Here is a 21,735-nt window from a genome sequence, read left to right as displayed (position 1 = left end):
CGCGCTTCTTCACGCGCGCCTGCCGCCCGTTCATCGAACCATAAAACTGTCGCCGGCGTGACCGAAATCGTCACGGCCCTGTTTCTGCTCTCGCCGTCAGAGCAGGTCCCGCAACGGCGTGTTGCGAGCCCTTGCGTTCTTGTCTCGCGATTCCGCGCAAGGCAAGGGACGCGCCACCCTTACGAGCCCTTTCAGTTCTCGTGGGTTACGGCGTCCTGTCGAGCGCCGACCACCGAGATGAAACAAAGGCTTCCAAAAGCGAGCCCCGTTTTAAGGTCAGCATCGCTGACATATCTGGGGGCTAACTTACTGCCAGATTTGCGCTGAAGTGACAAGCAATCCGACGCGACTTGAATGCTCCTTGGGCGCCGGGGCAGTCCAACGCTCGCCGCATTGTTGTCAGAGCATCCTGCCAGCGGCCAAGAGGCGTGAACAAGGAAAAATCGATGCGGTCATTCGATCGGAAAGCGGGTCTGACTATCGCCTTGGCGCTCGCGGCGAGCGCCGCCGCGCCGCAGCACGCCTTCGCCCAATTTTTCTTCCGACCTTTCGCCAATGTCTTTCGCGCCCAAATTCCCAGCGAAGGACCGCCCGCCTACGCCTCCCGTCCCGCCGTCGCCGCCATTCTCGGGCGCACCGGCTTTCAGCTGGTCGGACCGCTCGGCCGCCGGGGCGATCAGATCCTCGCAACCGGCGTCAGCCGCCGCGAGGGCGAGATGCGCTTCATCATCGATCCCTATGAGGGACGGATATTGCGCGCTGTTCGGCTCGGACGGGCGCCGAACCGGGGAGCGCCCTATTCGCCGCCGATGGCCGGCGGTCCCGCTCCGGCCGGTCCCGGTTTCGATCATGCCGGCGTTCCCGAAGCGGCCCAAGAGGGCGCGCGGCTGAACGGCGCGCCTAACGGGCCGGGCCCGCAGCGAGCAGCAGCCGCTAAGGTTGGAGCGTCTTCGAGGGCCTCGCGCGCGATCACGCCGCCCAAACCTGGCGTCGGGCCTGCGGTTCACGCAGATCATCCGGCGTCCGCCTCGCCGGCGCCGGCCAACGCAGCGCCGGAGTCCTCGGCTGACGCCGAGAGCGCCAAGAACACCAAGAGCCAAGCGCCGACCCCGGCGTTCAGCGAAGCTAAACCGGAGTCGGCCAGTTCCGAGCCGGCAAGCGCTCCCTCCCCTGCCGCCCAAGCGCCAAAGGCTGAGGCCGAAGGCGCCGCTGCGCCGCAGGCTCCCGCCGTCGCCGAGAAGACTTCCGACAGCAGCGCGGCCGCGCCGGCGGCGCAATCGCCGGCGCAACCCGCCGCCTCGGCGGAGCGTAGCGCGCCTGCGAAGCGGGCGGCGGCGGCGCGCGCCGCCTCTGCGCGCCGGGCGATCGTGCCGCCGAAGGATGCGGGCGGAACAACAGTCATGGCGCCCGCTGCCTCCGCGCCCCCAGTTCCGGGCGCAAATGGCTCTGCCATTGCGCCTGACGACGGCGGAAAGCCGAACGCCGGCGGATAAAGAAAAAGGCGCCCGCGAGGGGCGCCTCTCTAACTCAACCCTGATTTTCGCCGTTACGCGGCCTTCGACTCGACGATCTTCGCCGAGGGCGCGCTGACGCCGATGTCGATGCGGCGGGGCTTCTGCGCCTCCGGGATTTCGCGCACGAGATCGACATGCAGCAAGCCGTTGACGAGGCTCGCGCCGGTCACCACGACGTGGTCGGCGAGCTGGAACCGACGCTCAAAGGCCCGCGCGGCGATGCCCTGATGCAGGACTTCGCGGCCGTCGGCGGGCTGCGCCGCCTCTTTCGACCCCTTGATCGACAGGGTGTTTTCCTTGGTCTCGACCGACAATTCGTCGCGCGAGAAGCCCGCGACCGCGAGCGTCACCCGATAGGCGTTTTCGCCGGTGCGCTCGATGTTATAGGGCGGGTAGCTTTGTGACGTCTCGAAACCGCTGGCCTGATCGAGCAAATTGAACAGACGGTCGAAGCCGACGGTCTGACGATACAGCGGCGAGAGATCGAACTGACGCATGACATATCCTCCAGTTGAGCGACATGCGGCGCGCTTGCGTGACCGCGCCGCGCCTCTTCGCGCGTCCGTTACGGCCCGCGCTGGCCACGATCTAGGAAGCGGAAAAGCGTCGTTCAAGGGGCGGCGGCGATGTGGCGCGGAAACCTCAAGCCGGCAGGGAATGGCGCTCCGGCGCGCGGAACGGCGATTCGAGCGCAAGCACGAGCTTCACGAGATCTGCCTGGCGGGTCGCGCCAGTCTTCTGGAAAATGCTCTTGAGATAGCCCTTGACCGTTCCCTCGCTCAGGCCAAGCGCGCGCGCCGTGGCCGGAACCCCGCCAACCTCGGCGATCGCCAGCAGCACCGAACGCTCGCGCGCCGTCAGCCCGAACAGTTCCGCGGCCACGGCGCCGCCGTCGTCCGCGGCGGCCGCCAAGCGGCGCAGGAACAGCGCCGAGAGCCCATTCGGCAGGGGCAGCACATGCATTACGCAGCAGCGGGACTCGCCGCTCTTCACCATGATCGCGAAAGCTTCGCCGTCGGCGCCGGGAATTCCGGCGACGGCGCGCTCCAGCGCCTCCTTGGCGCGCGGATCGCGCATCGTCAATGATTCACCGACGGCCGCAAGCGCATCGCCTTCGCCGAGCATGTCATCCGCGCTGCGGTTTCTGCGCAGGATGCGCATCTTGCCGTCGACGATCAGCACGGGCGTCGTCAACTCGTCGAACAATTCCGCCAGCACGGATGGGTCTGACGCCGCCGCGTGATCGGCGATCGCGCCGGCGAGCAGCGGCAAAAACCCGTCGAGACGCGCCTTTGTTTCGGCGTCCGCCACGCCAGCGCATTCGTCCCGAAACGCCACGATTAGGCAAACGCCCGTCTCGGATCGGTGAATGATTCCGCCGATCACATCCGCCAATCCGAAGGGCGCCATCCAACGTTGATAGGCGCCGCTATGATGAAGCGCCTTAAGCGAGACGAAGTCTACAGAGGAGAACGCCCGACCGATCACGATTTCGGTCAGCACGCGCGCCTTGACCGGATCGAGTTTGCGATGATTGCGCAGATATTCGACGATCCACGCCTTTTCCGCATGCGTCGAATATTTGAGCTCCAGCAGCGCCGAAGCGCGGTCTTCGAACAGCAGGGCGGCGAAGCGCGCATTCAAGGCATGCGCGATCTCGTCGAGCGCGTCCGGCCAGCATCGCGCGTCGGAGCCCGCGGCTTTTATCGCCGCGGCGACGCGCGCGTCCCCATCTTGCGAAAGCGTCATCTCTTCACCCGGTGCGACCTCTCGCCACACCTTCGCAAAGCCGGTTCCTGCGATGGCGCGCGCCGCGCGGCGAGCTGTCGAATTGCCCTGGAGCCCCAGAAAAATCAGCAAAATTTCAAGGACGCCAATTCAATGCATGTTAGCTTCTGTGTTGCGCGACTGCAACAACTACAGGAATTTGCGCAAAGTTGCGTGATGGCCCTCCCAATCGGGGGGAAACGAAGAAATGCGCTGCAAGTAAGTTTCAAAAAAACGAATCCAGCGACGCCATGTTACGCGGAACATCAATCAAGACCGGCAAGACGGACGCAAGACGGACGGGCCTGCGCGCCCTTCTCGTCGCGACGCTTTTGGTCGTCTCGGCGATTATGCACGCGGCGATCGCGCCGCACGCGACTCTCTCAACGACTTTCGAACTCTGTATCGACGACCACGCGTCGACCGACGGCAAAGCGCCGAACGGCCTCCCCGCGCTCGGCGGACAGGCGCATTGCGGCGCTTGTCCGATCGCCACGGCGCCGTTCATTCCCGAAAAGCCGCTGATTGCGCGCGTCGAGCAGACGTCGACATCGCTGGATTATTTCGACGCCTGGTCGTTCAATCCCCAAGAAAGACGCCGTGCGGGCGAAACGCGGTCGCGCGCGCCTCCCCTCCTCTCCTGACGAAACAACAACTCGCATTGTTTCAACCGCCGTTCGGCGGATCAGGAGAACTGCAACATGACTTTCACCGCTCTTTCACGCGGCGCCAGCGCCTGCGCTCTTTTGCTCGCGTCGGTCGCCAACGCCGAGGCTCAAGTGTCTCTTCCTCAGATCGTCGTCGGCGCGGCGCCGGCGCCGACCGCGCCGCCCCCTGAAAAGGCGGGCGACGAGGCCGTGGTCACGCCGAAGCAAATCGAAGCCGAGAAGCCGGACGTGACCGACACGGCGAAGATGCTCGAACGCCAACCCGGCGTGAGCGTGCAGACCGGCGGCGGCGTTTCCGGCCTGCCGGCGATCCGCGGCCTCGCCGACGACCGGCTGAAAATTGTCGTCGGCGGCGCGCAGACGACGGCCACCTGCGCCAATCACATGAATTCGCCGCTGAGCTACACGGATCCCAACACGATTGGCCGGGTTGAAGTCGTGACCGCGGTGTCGTCAGTCAGCAAGGGCGGCGATTCGATCGGCGGATCGATTCTGGTCACCCCGATATCGCCGGTGTTTGTGAGCCCCGCCGCGCCGGCGGTCGTCGGCCCTGGCGCGCCAATATCGCCGATTGTCGCGGCAAGCCCCTATGGTCCAGTCCCCTATCTGCCGCTGCCGGTTCCAGGGATGCTGCGTTTCGGCCCGAACAATGAAGTGCTGACCACGGGAGCGATCTCGGCCTTCTTTCGCGGCAACAACAATGGCGTCGGCGTTTCCGCCAACATCAACATGGCCAATGACCATTGGAGCCTGCTCTACAACGGGTCCTGGCAGAGGGCGACCGACTATCACGCCGGCGGCAATGGCGACAAAGTTCTCTCCACGAGCTTCATCTCGGAGAACCATGCGGTGACGCTCGGCTACCAGAACAACGGACATCTGTTCACGTTCCGAGGCGCCTATCAGAACATCCCCTATCAAGGCTTCCCGAACCAGCGCATGGATATGATTCGCAACCGTTCCTATACGCTGGACGCCAATTACAAGGGCGCTTACGCCTGGGGCACGCTCGATGCGCATGTCTATTGGCATCAGGTCTTCCACAAGATGGGATTCCTGGAGGATCGCTTCTATTTGAACCATCCGATGATCGCGCTTGGCCGCGACTTCGGCTATTCGGTCAGGGCGGAAATTCCATACAGCGAGCAGGATACGTTCCGCATCGGCAATGAGCTCCATGGATTTCGGCTGCAGGACTATTGGCCGTCCGATCTCTCCGGCTTCCCCAATTTCGCCGGGATGCCGCGGCAGTTCGCCCAGATCAACATCAACGGCGGCCAGCGCAATCGCATCGGAACCTACGCCGAATGGGAACGCCGCTGGACTCAGGAATGGTCGAGCCTGATTGGCTTGCGCAATGACGTGGTCTGGATGGATACGGGCCCCGGCCGCAGCTATACGCCCTTCGCCTTCGCCAATCCCAATGTCATCGCGGTCAATCTATTCAACGCGCAAAATCGCGCCCGCACCGACGTCAATTTCGACATGACCGCGCTCGGGCACTACCAACCAGAGCCGGGCAGCTTTTACGAATTCGGCTATTCGCGAAAGACGCGCTCTCCCAATCTCTATGAACGCTATATCTGGCCGGTGTTCAGTCCGTTCACCGCGATGTTCAACTGGTTCGGCGACGGCAACGGCTATATCGGCAATGTCAATCTCAAGCCGGAAGTCGCCCATAATGTCGCGATCACCGGCGCATGGCGCGACATGTCTGGCGCCAACAATTGGGAAGCCCGGATTTCGCCCTTCTATACCTATGTCGAAAATTATATCGACGGCGCGCGGACCGGCGGCACGTTCAACACCTTTCCCGTGGCGAATTCCTATATTTTCCAGATCATGCAGTTCCGCAACTTCAAGGCGGAGCTTTACGGGGTCGACGGCTCGGGCAGGATCAAGCTGCATGAATCGCCGGAATACGGCAGGCTGCAGGCGGTCGGCGTGGTCAGTTTCGTCTATGGGCGAAATCTCGACATCGGCAATCCGCAATATTGTCTGCCGGGCAATGGTCTGTGCTCGGTCGCGTCATTCCTGATCAAGAAAGGCGACGGTCTGTGGAACCTGATGCCGGCCAATGCGCGCGTCGGGCTCGAACATCAGATCGGCGGGCTGAGCATGGCGGCTGAAACGCAGCTGGTCGCGCCCAAGGATCACGTGTCGGCGAATAAAGGCGAGTTCAGGACGCCCGCCTACGCGCTGCTCAATCTGCGCACGGCCTATGAGTGGAGCAACATGCGCATCGACCTTGGCGTCGATAATCTCACAAACGCCCTCTACTCTCTGCCGCTTGGCGGATTTGACCTGTCGAACTATTCCTACAATGCGTTCGTTTACGGTCGCAACGCGGGGCTTGCGAGCGTGCGTCAGGTGCCGGGAATGGGCCGGAATTTCTATGCTGGCCTCACCGTGAAGTTCTGACCGCGACGAAGTGGATGGCGGCGCGCCGATGCGCCGCCCTTTTCTGGGACGCTTGTGATGTGGCGCTCTATTGGTCTGGCCATCTTGCTTTGCATATCTTCCGTCCTAGCGCGGGGCGAAATTATCGGCGCGCCGACGCCGCGCTCGGTCAGCGAGGAGGAGATGAAGGCTTCGCTTCGGGAGATTGACCTCGTCGGCGCCAATGGCGCGCCGGTCGACCTGCGGGCGCTGATGGCGAACGGCCGGCCGACGCTCATCAGCCTCTGGGCGCATTGGTGTCCCAATTGCCTCGCCGAAATGAAGGGCTTCAAGGCGATCGCCGCGACCTGCCCCGAGCGCTGGAACATTGTCTTCGTCTCGGCGCGCGCGAGCGACAACGCCAGGGACGCGGCGAAGTTCAAGACCTACGGGCTCCCATGGAAAATCTTCCGTGTCGGCGATTCGACGAAAACCGATGTGGCGAAAGCGAAAAGCGCGCGCGCCTTTTATGGCGCGACCGCAGACGGCGGCGTGGTCACCCCGCTGCACTATTTTGTCGGCGCGTCCGGACAAGTCGACGCCATCGTCAGCGGCAGGCTGCACTTTGAGGAGCCGCAACGCCTCGCCGCCTTCTGCGCCGACTGAAAAACCTCGCGGTTCGGCCTCGTCGCCAAAATGCATTATCTTCGCGTGAAGAATCGGCCTCGAGCGCCGAGGAGGCCCCATGCGAGAACTTATTGCGTCGCCCAACAATCCCGTTCCTGAAGGCGCCTCGGTTTACATGCTGACGACGCGGGACGGGCGAAGAGTGCGCGCCGCCGCATTTCCGTGCCGCGAAAAGCCGCGCGGCACGGTGGCGTTGTTTCAGGGCCACAACGAGTTCATCGAGAAGTATTTCGAGACGATCGAGGCTTTGCGCAAGCGCTGCTTCGACGTCGTTACGCTTGACTGGCGTGGCCAGGGCGGCTCGGAGCGAGAACTCGCCGACCGTCGCAAAGGCCATATCGACGATTTCTCGCAATATCAGCGCGACCTCGAAGTCTTGATCGCGCAAGTATTGTGCGACCGGCCGCAACCCTGGTTCGCGCTCGCCCATTCGATGGGCGCCGCCATCATGCTCGAGGCGGCGCATTCCGAACGAACGCCCTTTCAGCGTTTCGTTCTGACCGCCCCGATGATCGATCTCGCCAATTTGCGCTTTCCGCGCGCGACGCGATGGCTCGCCGATACGCTCGACATGTGCGGCTTCGGCGGCATGTACGTCCCCGGCGGGAAAGGCGCCTCCTTTATCGAGAAGCCTTTTGAAGGGAATTTGCTGACCTCGGATCCGGTTCGCTTCGAGAGAAACGCGGCGATTCTCAGGGTCGCGCCGCAGCTCGCGATCGGCGATCCGACGATCGGCTGGATCAACGCCGCCTTTCGGCTGATGAGGGGATTTGAATCGCCGGACTATGCGCGAAGCATCCGCGCCGCCATTCTGATGTTCGGCTGCGGGCGGGAGATGGTCGTCTCCAACGCCGCGATCGAACGTTTCGCGCAACATCTCGACAGCGGCGCGCTCGCGATGATCCCGGGCGCCAAGCATGAACTGCTGATGGAGCGCGACGAGTTCCGCAGCCAGTTCTGGCGCGCCTTCGACGCCTTCGTTCCGGGAGAAGCCTACGTCGCGTGATTTACGCGCCGAGCAGCGTCAACGCTGCTTCGTGCAGCGCCGGGTCGCCGGCGGCGACAATCGCGCCGCCTTGGGCCGCCGCGCCGCCGCTCCAATTGGTGACGACGCCGCCAGCGCCCTCGATGATCGGGATCAGCGCGACGATGTCGTAAGGCTGCAAATTGGTCTCGACGACCAGATCGACATGGCCGGACGCCAGCGCGCAATAGGCGTAGCAGTCGCCGCCATAGCGCGACAGCCGCGCCGCCCGCTCGACGCGATGGAAATTTTCGCGCAGCGACGGGTCGATCAGCAATGGCGAGGTCGTCATCAGCGTCGCCTGGTCGAGCTTGGCGCAGGCGCGGGTCGCCAGCCGTCGAGTCTCGAAGGCGCCGCGCGCGCCCCCCGCCCCTCGCGCCGGACCGCGCCAATAGGCGGCCTCGCCATCGCTATAGAAGCGCTCGCGGGTGAAGGGCTGGCTCATCAGCCCGTAACAGGGACGCCCGCGATGGGCGAGCCCGATCAGCGTGCCCCACAGCGGCAGGCCGCAGATGAAGCTCTTGGTGCCGTCGATCGGATCGAGCACCCAGACATATTCGGCATCTTCGCGTAAGGGACCGAACTCCTCCCCGTAAATGCCGTGGCCGGGAAAGGTCGATTCGATCAGGCGCCGCATGGCGAGTTCGGCGGCGCGGTCTGCCTCGGTGACGGGATCGAAGGCCCCGCCATGCGCCTTGTCGTCGGCGGCGAGCGCGGTGCGGAAGAAGGGCATGATCGCTTCGGCCGAAACATCGGCGAGACGATCCACGAATTTCTCGAAATCAACGGCGGTCATACGATCTCCACGGCCGAGCGGCGGAAGCTCCGGCTACTCGGCCGCCGCCCGTCGCTCGCCGCCCAGAATCTCGGCCAAATCTTCATGCCGCGCCACCGCCGCCAGCACGTCGCCGAGATCGCGGGCGACGGCGTCGAAGCGCTCATTCTTCTGGAGCGTAGACTCGTCCATGTAAAGCCCGCGCGACACTTCGATCTGCAACGCATGCCAGCCGGCGGCCGGCTTGCCGTAATGTTCGGTGATGAAGCCGCCGGCGTAAGGCCGGTTGCGCATGACGTGATAGCCGCGGGTGCGCAGCCGGTCCTCGACGATGTCGACGAGGCTGGTGGAAGCGCTCGCGCCGTAGCGATCGCCGATGACGAAATCGATGCGCCGCTTATCGCCTCGCGCCGCGAGGACGGGATCGCGCGCGCCGGTCGAGGGCATCGAATGGCAGTCGATCAGCACGGCGACGCCGAAACGGGCGGCGGCGCGCTCCATCAAGCCGCGCAGCGCCGTATGATAGGGCTTGTAGAGGGCGTCGATGCGGCGCAAGCCTTCTTCGAGCGAGAGCCGCTTTTCGTAAATTTCGCGCGCGTCGGCGACCACCCGCGGAATCGTCCCCAGCCCCGCCGCGACGCGCAACGAACGCGCATTGGCGAAGGCCGGCAAGGCGCCGTCGAAGAGCCTCGGATCGAGTTCATAGGGCTCGCGATTGAGGTCGAGATAGGCGCGAGGAAAGCGCGCCCGCAGCAAAGGCGCCCCGATCGACGGCGCCGAAGCGAAAAGATCGTCGACATAGGCGTCTTCGGAACGGCGCAGGGTCGCCGCGTCGAGCGGCGTCGAGGCCAGAAAACGGGCGGGATAGATCCGCCCCGAATGCGGCGAGGAAAACACCAGCGGCGAAGCGAGCGCGTTCGGCTCGATAATGTCGAAGGCGCGCTCGAATTCCGGTTCGCAACAGGGCGCCGCCACATTCGTTTCGCGCCGCTCGCGCATGCCCTCGTTCATTCGCTCATCTCATTTCCGCGCCGCCGCGGACTTCAAATTAGCGCCGGCGCTGCGGGCAGGCGCTCGAAATTGACGACCCCTCCCGCTATATTGAACCGTTACGTTAACGCGGCGCCGCCTCGGTTTCACCTGAAATTTACGAAGCTCGGTCCATATGGGGAAAAACCAGAGAGGATGGCGATGAACGATAGTCCCGCCGCACGAATTCTGCTCGCCGAAGACGACCACGACATGCGGCGTTTCCTGGTCAAGGCGCTGCAACAGGCCGGTTTTTCGGTCACGTCCTTCGACAACGGGCTTTCCGCCTATGATCAGCTTCGGGTCGAGCCCTTCGAACTGCTGTTGACCGACATCGTCATGCCCGAGATGGACGGGATCGAACTCGCCCGCCGGGCGACCGAGCTTGATCCCGACATCAGGGTCATGTTCATCACCGGCTTCGCGGCCGTGGCGCTTAATCCGGACAATCAGGCGCCGCGGCAGGCGAAAATCCTCTCCAAGCCGTTCCATCTGCGGGAGCTGGTCACCGAGGTGCAGCGGATGCTCGCGGCCTGAATCCTAAAGCCTGTCCGTAGGCCCAATCGAAATCGACCGCCTCCTGGTCGTCGATGGCGCGCCGCCATCAGCTGTCGCGCCGGCCAACTTGCCCATTTTCCCGCGTTGCGCTATCAGCGCCGTCAAATTCGCTTGTTTCGACCGGCCGACCCCGCGCCGCCGCGGCGCGGGGCTTCAGCCGTTTCCATCGCATAAAGGATGCGTCGTTATGAAAAAGGACATCCACCCCGACTATCACACGATCAAGGTCGTGATGACCGACGGCACGGAATATACGACCCGTTCGACCTGGGGGAAGGATGGGGACACGATGCATCTCGACATCGACCCCAAGACCCATCCGGCCTGGACGGGCGGATCGACCCAGCTCCTCGACCGCGGCGGCCGGCTGTCGCGCTTCAACTCGCGCTTCGGCAATCTCTCTTTCGGCAAGAAATAAAAGAAGGCGGCGGTTCGACCGCCGCCTCAAGTTGGTTCGCCTGAAGAATTTTACTGGCTGAAGGCGGCGCGCAATTTCGCGATCTGCGCTTCGACCGGACTTGAAGCCGGCGCTGGCTCGGCGGAAGCCGGCTCGGGCGCATAGATCAGCCGGTCGAGATGGATGATCCGGGCCTGCAGGCGCAGCGAGTGCAGCGCGAGCTCGCGCAGGCGCTCCGGCAGGCGCTGGAAAATATCGGCCGCCGACGCCAGCTCCTGTTCGCGCAGCTTCACGCGATGGCGATTGCTCGCCGCCTGATGACGCGTCAGTTCGCCCTGATTGACCGCCCGCTGCAGCAACAGCCATGATGCAATCTGCATCAGCCGGGTCGTCAGCCGCATGCTCTCGGCCGCATAGGCAAGGGCTTCGGCCTTGGCCAGTTCCCTAGACTCTGAGCGCCCCTCCCCATCGAGATAGGAGGCGGCCTCCTCGACCAGGCTCATGCCTTCGCGAAACAGCGCGCAAAATCCTTCGGATCCCGCCAGTTTCTCGATGAAAGAGACCGGCTGCTGCTTTTCTCCGGCGCTGCCGGTGACTCGAGCCATACGACGCTCACGCAAATTCGGCGCGACGGCGCCTTTGATCTGCGAACAGTAACGCAGGCGGCAGGCCTTCGCGCGCTTAGCCTTTCTTTAACCTTAATGGGATCGCGCCTCGCCATGCCCACAAAAAGAGAGCCGCAGGGCGGCTCTCAAGGCTTCTTAACAGGGAGGCATCAAGGACGAGTGGAGAAGAAGCCACTCGGACATCCCACTGAAGGGATACGCCCAGCGTAAGACGGCAATCATTAACATGAGGTTAACGCCCGCTCCCGATGGACGCTTGCCGGCACAATTTTGTGTTGAACGACATGCCAAAATTCAACTCGGCCAATAGGTTATTCCGAATAGGGAGCCATCGGCGGCCGCCCGCCTAGCTCATCAGCGCAAGGCTCTGTCGGCGAAGCAAAAAGAGGCTGGCCCTGGGACGAAAACTGGCGCATTTGAAGTCTCCCGCCGCGTTCTTCGGAACGTCCCGCCGCGCTGGAAAGCGTTGATCTCCCCGCAACTGTCCTCCTAGGCTCTCCCTGAATGATTCGCTCCGCCTTGATGAATGTGATGACCGCCGCCGCTCTCAAAGCGGGCCGCGGCCTTAAACGCGACTTCGGCGAGGTGGAGAATCTGCAAGTCTCGGTCAAAGGTCCAGGCGATTTCGTCACCGCGGCAGACCGGCGCGCCGAGAAAACCTTATTCGAGGAACTGTCGAAGGCGCGGCCCGGCTATGGCTTTGTTCTTGAGGAGGGCGGCGTCGTCGAGGGCTCCGACAAGAGCCACCGCTGGCTGATCGATCCGCTCGACGGCACCTCGAATTTTCTCCACGGCGTTCCGGTCTTCGCCATCTCGATCGGGTTGGAGCGCGAGGACCGTCTCGTCGCCGGACTCGTATACAATCCCGCCACCGACGACATGTTCGTCGCCGAGATCGGCCAGGGCGCCTATTTCAACAATCGCCGCATGCGGGTCGCGGCGCGCCGCTCGCTTTCGGACTCCATGGTGGCCTGCGGAATCCCGCCGCTGGCGCGCGCCCGCGACCATGAGTCGTTCAAGCGCGAACTCGCGGCCGGCATGGGCAAGATCGCCAATATTCGGCGCATGGGGGCCGCCGCGCTCGATCTTGCCATGGTCGCCTGCGGGCGTTTCGACGGCTATTGGGAGCGCGGCATCAACTCGTGGGACGTCGCGGCGGGCATCGTGCTCGTGCGCGAAGCCGGGGGCTTCGTCAGCGACCTTTCGGGTGGCGCCGACATGCTTATGAAGGGCGAGATATGCGCCGGCAACGAAACAATTCATCGCCAACTCCTCGACGTGATGAGGAAGGCGTGAACGCCCCTGCTCCACCCGCCTCGGTGAAACTGCGCCTGCGCGTCGAAGACGATTGGCCATCGATTCTCGACGTGTGGGTCGCCTCGTGGCGCGCCACTTATCCGGAAATCGACTTCGACGCGCGCCGTGACTGGCTGATGCGCCACGTTCGCGAGCTGGAAGCCGTGGGCGGGGTGACGCTCTGCCTGTTCGACGCAGGCTCGACGCTTGCCGGCTTCGTCGTGATCAATCCGGCGGATGGCTGGCTCGATCAGATTTGCGTCGCGCCGGACCGCTTCGGCGCCGGCTTTGGCGCGTCGCTGCTGACGGCCGCGCGCAATGTCTCGCCGAGCGTGATCCGACTCGACGTCAATGCCGATAATCTTCGCGCCATTCGATTTTACGAACGCGACGGATTTTCGCGCGTTGGACGCGGCGCCAACACATTGTCTGGGCGCGAAACCATCATGATGGAATGGCGGCCGCCGCGCTGACTCCGTCGTGGTCGAGGAGCGCCTGCAGGATCAGGCTTGCGGCGGGCTGGCCTGCTCGCCGAGATGCGCAATGCGGATCATATTGGTCGCGCCCGGCGTGCCAAACGGCATGCCGGCGACGATGATTACACGGTCGCCGGCGACGCCGAACCCCTCGCTCTCCGAATATTCGCAGGCGCGCCCCACCATATCCTCGATGTCGACCGCGTCGCGCGTTTCAAGCGCATGCACGCCCCAGACCAGCGCCAGGCGACGGGCGGTGTCGCGTTTCGGAGTCAACGCCAGAATCGGCGATTGCGGCCGTTCGCGCGCAATGCGCAGCGCCGTCGAACCGGAGGACGTCCAGGCGATGATCGCCTTCGAGTGGAGCGTCTGCGCGACGTCGCGCGCCGCGACGGCGATGGCGTCGGCCGACGTCGGATTGGGCAATTCGCCGCGCTGGGCGTTGATGATCGAGCGATAGATCGCATCGGTCTCGACCTCTTCCGCGATCCGGCTCATCGTCGCGACAGCTTCGTGCGGATATTGTCCCGCCGCGCTTTCGGCGGAGAGCATCACCGCATCCGCGCCCTCGAACACCGCCGTGGCGACGTCAGACACTTCGGCGCGCGTCGGCAGGGGCGAAAGGATCATCGACTCGAGCATTTGCGTGGCGATCACCACCGGCTTGCCGAGGCGCCGCGCCGAACGGTTGATGCGTTTCTGGAGCCCCGGCACGCGTTCGAGCGGCACTTCGACGCCGAGATCGCCGCGGGCGACCATCAGCGCGTCCGAAACCTCGATCACATCCTCGAGCCTCGAAATCGCCTGAGGCTTCTCGATCTTCGCCATGACCAGCGCCCGGCCCTGGGTGATCTGTTTCACCTCGATCACGTCTTCGGGCCGCTGGACGAAAGAAATCGCGACCCAGTCGACGCCCTCTTTCAGCGCGGCGTCGAGATCGGCGCGATCCTTGTTCGTCATCGACGTGATCGGAATCTCAGTATCCGGCAGGCTGACGCCCTTACGGTTCGACAGGCGTCCGGCGACATCGACGACGGCATGTGCACGCTCGGGCGTCGTTTCGACGACATGAAGTCGCACCCGCCCGTCGTCGATGAGGATCGAGTCACCGACCTTGAGCGCCGCGAGAATTTCAGGATGCGGCAGGCGCACGCGCGTCGCGTCGCCGGGCTTGGGGTCGCTGTCGAAGACGAACACGTCGCCCTTGCGCACATGCACCGAGCCTTCCTCGAAGGCGCCGATGCGCAGCTTCGGGCCCTGGAGGTCGACAAGCACAGCGATCGCGCGCGACATGTCGCTCTCGATCTCGCGGATCATCCGCACATAGCTTGCAAGCCCCGCGTGATCCGTATGGCTCATATTGATGCGGAACACATCGGCGCCGGCGCGCACGAGGCCGGCGATGACCGCCTTGTCGACCGTCGCCGGTCCAAGCGTTGCGATGATCTTGACGCGCCGCGACCTTCTCATGGCGAAGACGTTCCTGAGCTCAAGTTATTGCGTGGGCGCGGCATTGGGATCGGTGAGCTGAACCGTCCAGCTCTTCGCGTCCCGTCCCGTGTCGATTTCGAAGAATCCGGTGCGGTCGAACCCGCGCGCGAAACAATCTTCTCTTCCGTCGATGCGAAATTCCCGGTCGCGCGTGCACATGAACGCCTTGCCCTTCCACTCGCCGCCGCGTTCATCCATGGCATAGACATAATAAAATTGTGCGGCGAGCGGCCCGCGCAGAAGCGTTTCGCAAACGCTCGGCCGTAGGTTCCACCAGCCTTCGGAGAGCCAGTTGCGGCCGTCGGTATAGGCGATGGCGACACTGACGCGGGCGCTCGTATTGTTACAGAGGCGAAAGTCGGCGCGCGCCGGGGCGGCGGCGCAAAATGATAGAGCGGCAACAAGAAGGGCGCGTCCAATCATAGTATTAGCGTTGCCTGGAGGGGCTGAAGACGGGTCGCTGGCGCCGGCGCGAGATCGGCGCGGCAGGCGGTTCTGCAAACCATGCCTTCGAGGCTTTGTCCACCCCGCGACGCCGCAGTCCTGCCGCCAACCGGCGCGCGTCAGTCTTTTTCTCGCAGCGCCTGCGCGGCGCGAAGCGCGAAATAGGTCAGGACGCCCGACGCGCCCGCGCGCTTGAAAGCAAGCAGGCTTTCCAGCATCGCCCGATCGCCGTCGATCCAGCCGTTTTGCGCCGCCGCCGTGATCATCGCGTATTCGCCGGACACCTGATAGGCGAATGTCGGCGCGCGAAACGCCTCGACGACGCGTCGCACCACATCGAGATAGGGCATGCCCGGCTTCACCATTACCATGTCGGCGCCCTGTTCGAGATCGAGCGCCACTTCGCGCAGCGCCTCGTCGGAATTGGCGGGATCCATCTGATAGGTCCGTTTGTCGCCTCGTAGCGTCTTGCTTGTGCCGATCGCATCGCGGAACGGCCCATAGAAGGCTGATGCATATTTCGCCGCATAGCTCATGATCTGGACATTCTCGAAACCCTCGGCGTCGAGCGCCTTGCGGATCGCTTCGACTCGTCCGTCCATCATGTCCGAAGGCGCGATGACGTCCGCGCCGGCGCGCGCCTGGGTCACCGCCTGTCGCGCCAGCACGGCGACGGTCGCGTCATTGACGATCTCGTCGCCGACGAGAAGGCCGTCATGGCCGTGGCTCGTGTATGGATCGAGCGCCACATCGGTGATGAGGCCGATGTCGGGCACGGCGCGCTTGATCGCCCGGCAGGCGCGACAGACGAGATTCTCGGGATCAAGCGCCACGCTTGCGCGCTCGTCGCGCAGGTCCGGATCGGTATAGGGAAAAAGCGCAACGGCGGGAATCCCCAGCGCGGCGGCCTGCCCCACGGCTTCGACCGCCGCATCGATCGAATTACGGAAGACGCCCGGCATCGACGAGACCGGCTCGCGCCGATCCGCGCCGTCGATCAAGAAGAGCGGCCAGATCAGATCGGAAACCTCGAGCGCGTTTTCCCTGACGAGGCGCCGCGCCCACACGCTCTTGCGATTTCGGCGCGGGCGCCGGAGCAGGCTCAGCCGCGCCGTCGCGTCGATCCGCCGTTCTGCGTCTTTCATGGGGCCTCCGCCGTGTAGCGCTGTTTCGCCGCTCATCTCCTTCATCCGCTTTCGAGGCGAATGAACTTCAGGCTATAGAGGATCGACGGCCGTTGCGCATGCGCGAGGAAAAACCATTGAAAATCGGCTCGCGCAACTTTTCATTGCGGCGATCGGCGCCTGCCGCCGCGATCGGCGTCGCCGCGCTTGTCGCGGCCAGCGCGACCCTGGCGCAAGTCAAATCCGCAGCGCCGACGCCCGCCAGCCGTACCATTCCGACGCCGCCAAAGCGAAACGCGCCGGCGCCTGAACAGAATGTCCGGCAGCCAGCGCGTCCGCCGGTCCAAGACGCCGCGCCGCCAAACGCAACGCCTGCTCCGCAACCGACACAGCCGCCCGGGGTGAGCGCGCTGCCGCCGCCGCAAGCGCCGCCTCCAGTCGATACGAGTCAACCGCCGCCGTCGCTTCCGCGCGCCCCGCGCGCGAAGATGCGCGCCTGCGCCGAGGAATGGGACAGGATGAAGCGCGAGTCGAATAAGGGCTTGCCGATTTGGCGCGATTTCGCGACGGAGTGCCTGACGCGGTAGGCCTGCAAAGAATCGCCCGGCGCGTCGGCGGCGCGCGCATAAAGCAATCAGCTGTGACAGCTATCGCCCGGGACGCGCCTCGGTTGACGCGCCCTCGGGCGATGAGTGCGTGAAGCGCTGCCGCGACACGCGATATGATCAATCGCGCATGCGAAGGCGCTTCGCCTACATGGCTTCCGGCGGAGCGGACGGGGCCGGCGCCTTCGCCTTTCGCGGCGCGCGCTTCTTTGCGGTCGCCTTGCGAGCGCCCTTCTTGGCGCCTGCCTTCTTCACGCCGCGCTTTTTGGTCGCCGCCTTGCGGACGCCCTTGCGAGCCGTCTTCTTCGCAGCGGTCTTTCGCGTAGCCTTGCGGGCGCCTTTCTTTGCCGCCGACTTCTTTGTCGCGGCCTTCTTCGCGGTTTTACGCGCACCCTTCTTCGCCGCAGCCTTCTTGGCCGGCTTACGCTTCGTTGTAGCTCTCGCCATAATAAGTCCCCTTGATCCGAATTGCCGGAACTATGCTCGACCGACAATACGCGCAAATAGCGTAACGCGGTTAATCAGTCGTTCAAGAGCTAAGCGCGCAGAAGTCATCGACGCTACGCATGACGAGGCATGTTGAGCGCTGTCGAACGACAAGCAAAACGCTCGCGAAGCTGCTTTGCGAACGCTTTGTCGAGACTGTCGCGACAGGTTTGCGTCTTGCGTTTTATTGCGACGATTGAAGCGCCGATTCCGCGCGCGACATGTCCTCGCACGAGCCTTCGACAAATGCGCGCGCTTGCTGGGCGATACGCCGCGTCCCTTCTTCAATTACTTGATTTAATTTTGCATCCGCCAACGACCGCAAGCCGCCGTCGCTGACCGCAAGCGCCCATCCGAAAATATATCGATACACGATGAAACTGCGCCGGCGACCGCTTAGGCGGATGCGCGAATCAACCTCCGTCGAGAAGCGGCGCGCGTCAAACGCGACGAGAGTCGCACGCGCCTGCACAACGCGTCGCGAAGGCGCATTGGGACAAAAAAAAAATTGTGGCTAGCGTTGACGGACCGAAAAAAATCGCCGCGCAACGCCTCCCTTTGGAGAGGAATCGCGCAGCGTGCGTCGAAAACTGATTCGTTTTTGGCGGCGAAGGCGCGCGTCAAACGCCCAATTTGCGCTTCAGGAGCTCGTTCACCGCCTGCGGATTCGCCTTTCCGCCGGTCTGCTTCATCACCTGTCCGACAAACCATCCGAGCATCGTCGGCTTCGCCTTCGCCTGCTCGACCTTGTCGGGATTGGCGGCGATGACAGCGTCGACGGCGGCCTCGATCGCGCCCGTGTCGGTCACCTGCTTCATGCCGCGCGTTTCGACGATCTCCTTCGGGTCGCCGCCCTCGGTCCAGACGATCTCGAAAAGATCCTTAGCGATCTTGCCCGAAATGACGTTCTGCGAGATGAGATCGATGATCGCGCCGAGAGCCTCCGACGACACCGGCGAGCGCGTGACGTCGAGGCCTTCCTTGTTCAGGCGGCCGAACAGTTCATTGATCACCCAATTGGCGGCGAGCTTGGCGTCGCGGCCTTTCGCCGTCTCCTCGAAATAGTCGGCCGTGGCCCGCTCCATCACCAGCACGCCGGCGTCATAGGGCGGCAGACCATATTGCGCGATGAAGCGCGCCCGCTTGGCGTCGGGGAGTTCCGGCAACTCGCTCTTCAGCGCGTCGACATAGGGCTGATCGAATTCGAGCGGCAAAAGATCAGGATCGGGAAAGTAGCGATAATCATGCGCTTCCTCCTTGGAGCGCATCGATCGCGTCTCTCCCTTGCCGGGATCGAACAACCGCGTCTCCTGATTGATCTTGCCGCCGTCCTCGAGAATGCCGATCTGACGGCGCGCCTCGACCTCGATCGCCTGGCCGATGAAACGGATCGAGTTGACGTTCTTGATTTCGCAGCGCGTGCCGAGCGCGGCGCCGGGGCGGCGCACCGAGACATTGACGTCGGCGCGCAGCGAGCCCTGCTCCATATTGCCGTCGCAGGAGCCGATGTAACGCAGGATGGTGCGCAGCTTCGACACATAGGCGCGCGCCTCCTCGGCCGAACGCATGTCCGGCTTTGAGACGATTTCCATCAAAGCGACGCCGCTGCGGTTGAGATCGACATGGCTTTCCGTCGCCGAAAGATCATGCAGCGACTTGCCGGCGTCCTGTTCGAGATGCAGACGCTCGATGCCGACGGTGATGCGCTCGCTCGGCGATACGTCGACAACAACGGCGCCCTCGCCGACGATCGGGTGCTTGTACTGCGAAATCTGATAGCCCTGCGGCAGATCGGGATAGAAATAGTTCTTTCGGTCGAAGACCGAACGCAGGTTGATCTTCGCTTCCAAGCCGAGGCCGGTGCGGATCGCCTGCTTGACGCATTCCTCGTTGATCACCGGCAGCATGCCCGGCATGGCCGCGTCGACAAGCGATACGTGATCATTTGGGGCGCCGCCATATTCGGCGGAAGCGCCCGAGAAGAGCTTGGCGTTGCTCGTCACCTGGGCGTGAATTTCCATGCCGATCACGACTTCCCAGTCGCCGGTCGCGCCTTTGATGAGCTTGGTTGGAGCCGCCTCTGTCGCCATATCTGCCTCGCTAAACTTGCTTCTTTTATATAAACCACGCTTGGCGGGAGCGGAACGGCCGGCGCAAGGCGAAGGACAAGCGACGAAATGGCCATCAAGCGGAATTCAGACGACAAGCGCGGAAAGGGACTGATTGCGCGCATGCGCAACGCGCCACGCCATGTGAGCATTCCCGTCGGCGTCGGCTTGATCCTTGGCGGCACCATTCTCGCGCCGCTGCCTGTCTTCGGCGTCTGGATGTTCCCTCTCGGCCTCGCGATCCTCGCCCCGCACTCGCCCGGCGCCCATAGATTGTCGCGACGCTTTCACTGGTGGTCAATCAAATGCCTGCGGTGGTCGATCCGCCACGGCTTCGTGCGCATCAAGACGACGCCGCGCAACGGCGATCAGGATGCCGGGCCGCCGCCTGAAGAGGACTGAGAATCGCGCGTGGGCGCGCGGTCGCCCATCAGCCGCTCTTCATATTGGATCGACCAGTCGATCACCGCGCGCCAAAGATTCATCGTGAGCTCCACCGAGAGACCCTCCCGGCGCGCGACGCCAAGCACATGCGCGAGGACTTCGTCGACGCGCTCGGGCACATTGGCGGGAATCCCAAGCGCCGGTTTGACCTTCGCCGCCCGCTCGATCTGTCTTTGGCGCCTGGCGAGAAGCGCAACCAGTTCTTCGTCCAATTCGTCTATCAGACGGCGGACGTCGGACATCTCGTCCTGCAGCTCCTTTTCGGAGCGTTGCGCGATATCTTTTTGAGCGCCCGGCGTGGTCATCTTCAGCCCTCGCGCCACCATGGCCGAGGACGTTCGATCGTCGGCGCCGCCTGCTCGACCGCCGCCGCCAGAGAAAACAGCGTCTCTTCGTCGAAGGGCCGGCCGATGAGCTGCAGCCCCAAGGGCAAGCCATTCGCCGCGAGACCGCCGGGAACCGCGACGCCGGGAAGGCCGGCCATGTTCACCGTGACGGTGAACACGTCGTTGAGATACATTTCAACAGGGTCGGCCGCGCCCTTCTCGCCTTGCGCGAAGGCCGTCGACGGCGTCGCCGGCGTCAACACGGCGTCGACGCCAGAGGCGAAGGCTTCGTCGAAGTCGCGCTTGATCAGGCTGCGGACTTTCTGCGCGCGCACGTAATAAGCGTCGTAATAGCCGGCCGACAGAACATAGGTGCCGATCATGATGCGCCGCCGCACTTCGGAGCCAAATCCGCTCGCGCGCGTCTTCTCGTACATATCAATAATGTCGCGGCCCTGCTCGCGACGGCCATAGCGCACGCCATCGTAGCGCGCGAGATTGGACGACGCCTCGGCCGGCGCGATGATATAGTACGTGGGCAAGGCGTAGCGGGTGTGCGGCAAGGAAATTTCGACGATTTCCGCGCCTGCGTCCTTCAGCCATGCGGCGCCTTGATCCCACAGGGCGGCGATCTCCGCCGACATGCCATCGATGCGATATTCCTTCGGCACGCCGATGCGGCGCCCTTTCACCGATGCGCCGACTGCGGCTTCATAGTCCGGAACTGGCGCGTCGACGCTGGTCGTGTCTTTCGGGTCATGACCCGCCATCGACCTCAGCATGATCGCGGCGTCGCGCACGCTGCGCGCGATCGGACCCGCCTGATCGAGCGAAGAGGCAAACGCAACGATGCCCCACCGCGAACAGCGGCCATAGGTCGGCTTGACGCCGACCGTCCCAGTGAAGGCGGCGGGCTGACGGATTGAACCGCCGGTGTCGGTCGCGGTGGCGCCGAGACAAAGATGCGCCGCGACCGCAGCGGAGGAGCCGCCCGATGATCCTCCCGGCACAATCTTGGCGTCGGGATCGCCGGCGCGCCGCCATGGCGAAACGACGGGACCGAAGGCGCTCGTCTCATTCGACGAGCCCATCGCGAATTCATCGAGATTGAGCTTGCCGAGCGTCGCCGCGCCGTCGCGCAACAGATTGGCCGAGACGGTCGATTCATAAGTGGGCGTGAACTCGTCGAGAATGCGACTCGCGGCCGTCGTGCGCACGCCTTTCGAACAATAGAGATCCTTTATGCCGAGCGGCAGACCTTCGAGCGGGCGCGCTTCGCCGCGCGCGATCCGCGCATCGCTGTCGCGCGCCTGGGATAGCGCAAGGTCCGGCGTCTCCGTAATGAAGCAGTTGAGCGCGCGCGACTTCTCGATCGCAACGACATGCGCCTGCGTCAGCTCGACCGCGGAAAGCCGTTTCGATTTGAGCGCGTCGCGCGCCTCGGCCAATGAAAGATTCGTGGGGTCGGACATTTGTCCCTTTATTTCTGAGAACGCTCCAGGCGCGGCGGC

Annotated in this window: 21 protein-coding genes; 10 read left to right on the top strand and 11 right to left on the bottom strand. The window is 63.9% G+C overall.

Annotated elements, in window-relative coordinates; genetic code table 11:
* The first annotated feature begins 446 nt into the window (after positions 1-446).
* Positions 447-1,493: a hypothetical protein gene (locus U1E20_RS04900; RefSeq protein ID WP_409979458.1), complete on the top strand. Its 1,047-nt coding sequence runs from the start codon at positions 447-449 to the stop codon at positions 1,491-1,493.
* 53 nt (positions 1,494-1,546) lie between these two features.
* Here U1E20_RS04900 and U1E20_RS04895 read toward each other — a convergent pair whose 3' ends face one another.
* Together U1E20_RS04895 and U1E20_RS04890 are read right to left on the bottom strand one after the other, a co-directional pair.
* Positions 1,547-2,011, bottom strand: a complete 465-nt coding sequence (locus tag U1E20_RS04895; protein ID WP_409979457.1) for an Hsp20 family protein — start codon at positions 2,009-2,011, stop codon at positions 1,547-1,549.
* Between the two features lie 145 nt (positions 2,012-2,156).
* Complete coding sequence (locus U1E20_RS04890; RefSeq protein WP_409979456.1) at positions 2,157-3,263, bottom strand: helix-turn-helix transcriptional regulator; 1,107 nt, start codon at positions 3,261-3,263, stop codon at positions 2,157-2,159.
* Between the two features lie 269 nt (positions 3,264-3,532).
* On the opposite strand from U1E20_RS04890, the gene U1E20_RS04885 reads away from it, so the two are divergent.
* From U1E20_RS04885 to U1E20_RS04870, 4 genes are all read left to right on the top strand, one after another.
* Positions 3,533-3,925 carry a hypothetical protein gene (locus U1E20_RS04885; protein WP_409979455.1) on the top strand — a complete coding sequence of 131 codons (393 nt, stop codon included), beginning with the start codon at positions 3,533-3,535 and terminating at the stop codon, positions 3,923-3,925.
* A gap of 57 nt (positions 3,926-3,982) precedes the next feature.
* Positions 3,983-6,370, top strand: coding sequence for a TonB-dependent receptor (locus U1E20_RS04880; protein ID WP_409979454.1), 2,388 nt, complete (start codon positions 3,983-3,985; stop codon positions 6,368-6,370).
* Between the two features lie 162 nt (positions 6,371-6,532).
* Complete coding sequence (locus U1E20_RS04875) at positions 6,533-6,994, top strand: TlpA family protein disulfide reductase (RefSeq protein ID WP_409979453.1); 462 nt, start codon at positions 6,533-6,535, stop codon at positions 6,992-6,994.
* Between the two features lie 79 nt (positions 6,995-7,073).
* Positions 7,074-8,021, top strand: a complete 948-nt coding sequence (locus U1E20_RS04870) for an alpha/beta fold hydrolase (RefSeq protein ID WP_409979452.1) — start codon at positions 7,074-7,076, stop codon at positions 8,019-8,021.
* Between the two features lies 1 nt (position 8,022).
* On the opposite strand, the gene hisN is transcribed toward U1E20_RS04870, so the two are convergent.
* Together hisN and U1E20_RS04860 are read right to left on the bottom strand one after the other, a co-directional pair.
* On the bottom strand, positions 8,023-8,835 hold the full coding sequence (gene hisN / locus U1E20_RS04865) for a histidinol-phosphatase (RefSeq protein ID WP_409979451.1): 813 nt from the start codon (positions 8,833-8,835) through the stop codon (positions 8,023-8,025).
* Between the two features lie 33 nt (positions 8,836-8,868).
* On the bottom strand, positions 8,869-9,825 hold the full coding sequence (locus U1E20_RS04860) for an N-formylglutamate amidohydrolase (RefSeq protein ID WP_409979450.1): 957 nt from the start codon (positions 9,823-9,825) through the stop codon (positions 8,869-8,871).
* 180 nt (positions 9,826-10,005) lie between these two features.
* Here U1E20_RS04860 and cpdR point away from each other — a divergent pair, with 180 nt between their 5' ends.
* Together cpdR and rpmE are read left to right on the top strand one after the other, a co-directional pair.
* The gene (gene cpdR / locus U1E20_RS04855) at positions 10,006-10,380 is read left to right on the top strand and encodes a cell cycle two-component system response regulator CpdR (protein ID WP_409979449.1); all 375 of its coding nucleotides are present in this window, start codon (positions 10,006-10,008) and stop codon (positions 10,378-10,380) included.
* 208 nt (positions 10,381-10,588) lie between these two features.
* Positions 10,589-10,819 (top strand): 50S ribosomal protein L31, encoded by a 231-nt coding sequence (gene rpmE, locus U1E20_RS04850; protein WP_409979448.1) that lies wholly within the window; start codon positions 10,589-10,591, stop codon positions 10,817-10,819.
* Between the two features lie 50 nt (positions 10,820-10,869).
* Here rpmE and U1E20_RS04845 read toward each other — a convergent pair whose 3' ends face one another.
* Complete coding sequence (locus U1E20_RS04845; RefSeq protein WP_409979447.1) at positions 10,870-11,403, bottom strand: DUF1465 family protein; 534 nt, start codon at positions 11,401-11,403, stop codon at positions 10,870-10,872.
* Positions 11,404-11,928: 525 nt separating this feature from the next.
* On the opposite strand from U1E20_RS04845, the gene U1E20_RS04840 reads away from it, so the two are divergent.
* Positions 11,929-12,720 (top strand): inositol monophosphatase family protein, encoded by a 792-nt coding sequence (locus U1E20_RS04840; protein ID WP_409979446.1) that lies wholly within the window; start codon positions 11,929-11,931, stop codon positions 12,718-12,720.
* Complete coding sequence (locus U1E20_RS04835; RefSeq protein ID WP_409979445.1) at positions 12,717-13,193, top strand: GNAT family N-acetyltransferase; 477 nt, start codon at positions 12,717-12,719, stop codon at positions 13,191-13,193. The genes U1E20_RS04840 and U1E20_RS04835 overlap by 4 nt, the downstream gene beginning before the upstream one ends.
* 30 nt (positions 13,194-13,223) lie before the next feature.
* On the opposite strand, the gene pyk is transcribed toward U1E20_RS04835, so the two are convergent.
* The 4 genes from pyk to gatB form a co-directional block, all read right to left on the bottom strand.
* Positions 13,224-14,666, bottom strand: coding sequence for a pyruvate kinase (gene pyk / locus U1E20_RS04830; RefSeq protein ID WP_409979444.1), 1,443 nt, complete (start codon positions 14,664-14,666; stop codon positions 13,224-13,226).
* A 24-nt stretch (positions 14,667-14,690) separates the two neighbouring features.
* Positions 14,691-15,110 (bottom strand): DUF1036 domain-containing protein, encoded by a 420-nt coding sequence (locus tag U1E20_RS04825; protein ID WP_409979443.1) that lies wholly within the window; start codon positions 15,108-15,110, stop codon positions 14,691-14,693.
* Between the two features lie 140 nt (positions 15,111-15,250).
* Positions 15,251-16,276: a porphobilinogen synthase gene (gene hemB, locus U1E20_RS04820; protein WP_409979442.1), complete on the bottom strand. Its 1,026-nt coding sequence runs from the start codon at positions 16,274-16,276 to the stop codon at positions 15,251-15,253.
* Between the two features lie 1,690 nt (positions 16,277-17,966).
* Positions 17,967-19,436, bottom strand: coding sequence for an Asp-tRNA(Asn)/Glu-tRNA(Gln) amidotransferase subunit GatB (gene gatB / locus U1E20_RS04815; RefSeq protein WP_409979441.1), 1,470 nt, complete (start codon positions 19,434-19,436; stop codon positions 17,967-17,969).
* Positions 19,437-19,523: 87 nt separating this feature from the next.
* Here gatB and U1E20_RS04810 point away from each other — a divergent pair, with 87 nt between their 5' ends.
* Positions 19,524-19,856 (top strand): hypothetical protein, encoded by a 333-nt coding sequence (locus tag U1E20_RS04810; RefSeq protein ID WP_409979440.1) that lies wholly within the window; start codon positions 19,524-19,526, stop codon positions 19,854-19,856.
* Here the strand turns inward: U1E20_RS04810 and U1E20_RS04805 are convergent.
* Both U1E20_RS04805 and gatA read right to left on the bottom strand, forming a co-directional pair.
* Positions 19,823-20,203 carry a chorismate mutase gene (locus U1E20_RS04805; protein ID WP_409979439.1) on the bottom strand — a complete coding sequence of 127 codons (381 nt, stop codon included), beginning with the start codon at positions 20,201-20,203 and terminating at the stop codon, positions 19,823-19,825. The genes U1E20_RS04810 and U1E20_RS04805 overlap by 34 nt on opposite strands.
* 2 nt (positions 20,204-20,205) lie before the next feature.
* A complete protein-coding gene (gene gatA, locus U1E20_RS04800) occupies positions 20,206-21,696 on the bottom strand; it encodes an Asp-tRNA(Asn)/Glu-tRNA(Gln) amidotransferase subunit GatA (protein ID WP_409979438.1) in 1,491 nt (496 codons plus the stop codon).
* Between the last annotated feature and the right edge of the window lie 39 nt (positions 21,697-21,735).

Origin of the sequence: Methylocystis sp. (assembly GCF_046349115.1) — a bacterium.
In the GTDB taxonomy this organism is placed as follows: Bacteria; Pseudomonadota; Alphaproteobacteria; order Rhizobiales; family Beijerinckiaceae; genus Methylocystis.
The sequence above is the reverse complement of the archived record's forward strand: the minus strand, read 5'-3'. Positions and strand labels throughout refer to the sequence as shown.

What these genes read in the sequence shown, in the direction of transcription:
- U1E20_RS04860 (WP_409979450.1), bottom strand. Translation starts at nt 9,825, where the DNA reads ATGAACGAGGGCATGCGCGAGCGGCGCGAAACGAATGTGGCGGCGCCC.
- U1E20_RS04880 (WP_409979454.1), top strand. Translation starts at nt 3,983, where the DNA reads ATGACTTTCACCGCTCTTTCACGCGGCGCCAGCGCCTGCGCTCTTTTG.
- U1E20_RS04805 (WP_409979439.1), bottom strand. Translation starts at nt 20,203, where the DNA reads ATGACCACGCCGGGCGCTCAAAAAGATATCGCGCAACGCTCCGAAAAG.
- U1E20_RS04895 (WP_409979457.1), bottom strand. Translation starts at nt 2,011, where the DNA reads ATGCGTCAGTTCGATCTCTCGCCGCTGTATCGTCAGACCGTCGGCTTC.
- cpdR (WP_409979449.1), top strand. Translation starts at nt 10,006, where the DNA reads ATGAACGATAGTCCCGCCGCACGAATTCTGCTCGCCGAAGACGACCAC.
- hemB (WP_409979442.1), bottom strand. Translation starts at nt 16,276, where the DNA reads ATGAAAGACGCAGAACGGCGGATCGACGCGACGGCGCGGCTGAGCCTG.
- U1E20_RS04840 (WP_409979446.1), top strand. Translation starts at nt 11,929, where the DNA reads ATGATTCGCTCCGCCTTGATGAATGTGATGACCGCCGCCGCTCTCAAA.
- gatB (WP_409979441.1), bottom strand. Translation starts at nt 19,436, where the DNA reads ATGGCGACAGAGGCGGCTCCAACCAAGCTCATCAAAGGCGCGACCGGC.
- rpmE (WP_409979448.1), top strand. Translation starts at nt 10,589, where the DNA reads ATGAAAAAGGACATCCACCCCGACTATCACACGATCAAGGTCGTGATG.
- pyk (WP_409979444.1), bottom strand. Translation starts at nt 14,666, where the DNA reads ATGAGAAGGTCGCGGCGCGTCAAGATCATCGCAACGCTTGGACCGGCG.
- U1E20_RS04875 (WP_409979453.1), top strand. Translation starts at nt 6,533, where the DNA reads ATGAAGGCTTCGCTTCGGGAGATTGACCTCGTCGGCGCCAATGGCGCG.
- hisN (WP_409979451.1), bottom strand. Translation starts at nt 8,835, where the DNA reads ATGACCGCCGTTGATTTCGAGAAATTCGTGGATCGTCTCGCCGATGTT.
- U1E20_RS04890 (WP_409979456.1), bottom strand. Translation starts at nt 3,263, where the DNA reads ATGACGCTTTCGCAAGATGGGGACGCGCGCGTCGCCGCGGCGATAAAA.
- U1E20_RS04870 (WP_409979452.1), top strand. Translation starts at nt 7,074, where the DNA reads ATGCGAGAACTTATTGCGTCGCCCAACAATCCCGTTCCTGAAGGCGCC.
- U1E20_RS04845 (WP_409979447.1), bottom strand. Translation starts at nt 11,403, where the DNA reads ATGGCTCGAGTCACCGGCAGCGCCGGAGAAAAGCAGCAGCCGGTCTCT.
- U1E20_RS04825 (WP_409979443.1), bottom strand. Translation starts at nt 15,110, where the DNA reads ATGATTGGACGCGCCCTTCTTGTTGCCGCTCTATCATTTTGCGCCGCC.
- U1E20_RS04885 (WP_409979455.1), top strand. Translation starts at nt 3,533, where the DNA reads ATGTTACGCGGAACATCAATCAAGACCGGCAAGACGGACGCAAGACGG.
- U1E20_RS04810 (WP_409979440.1), top strand. Translation starts at nt 19,524, where the DNA reads ATGGCCATCAAGCGGAATTCAGACGACAAGCGCGGAAAGGGACTGATT.
- U1E20_RS04900 (WP_409979458.1), top strand. Translation starts at nt 447, where the DNA reads ATGCGGTCATTCGATCGGAAAGCGGGTCTGACTATCGCCTTGGCGCTC.
- gatA (WP_409979438.1), bottom strand. Translation starts at nt 21,696, where the DNA reads ATGTCCGACCCCACGAATCTTTCATTGGCCGAGGCGCGCGACGCGCTC.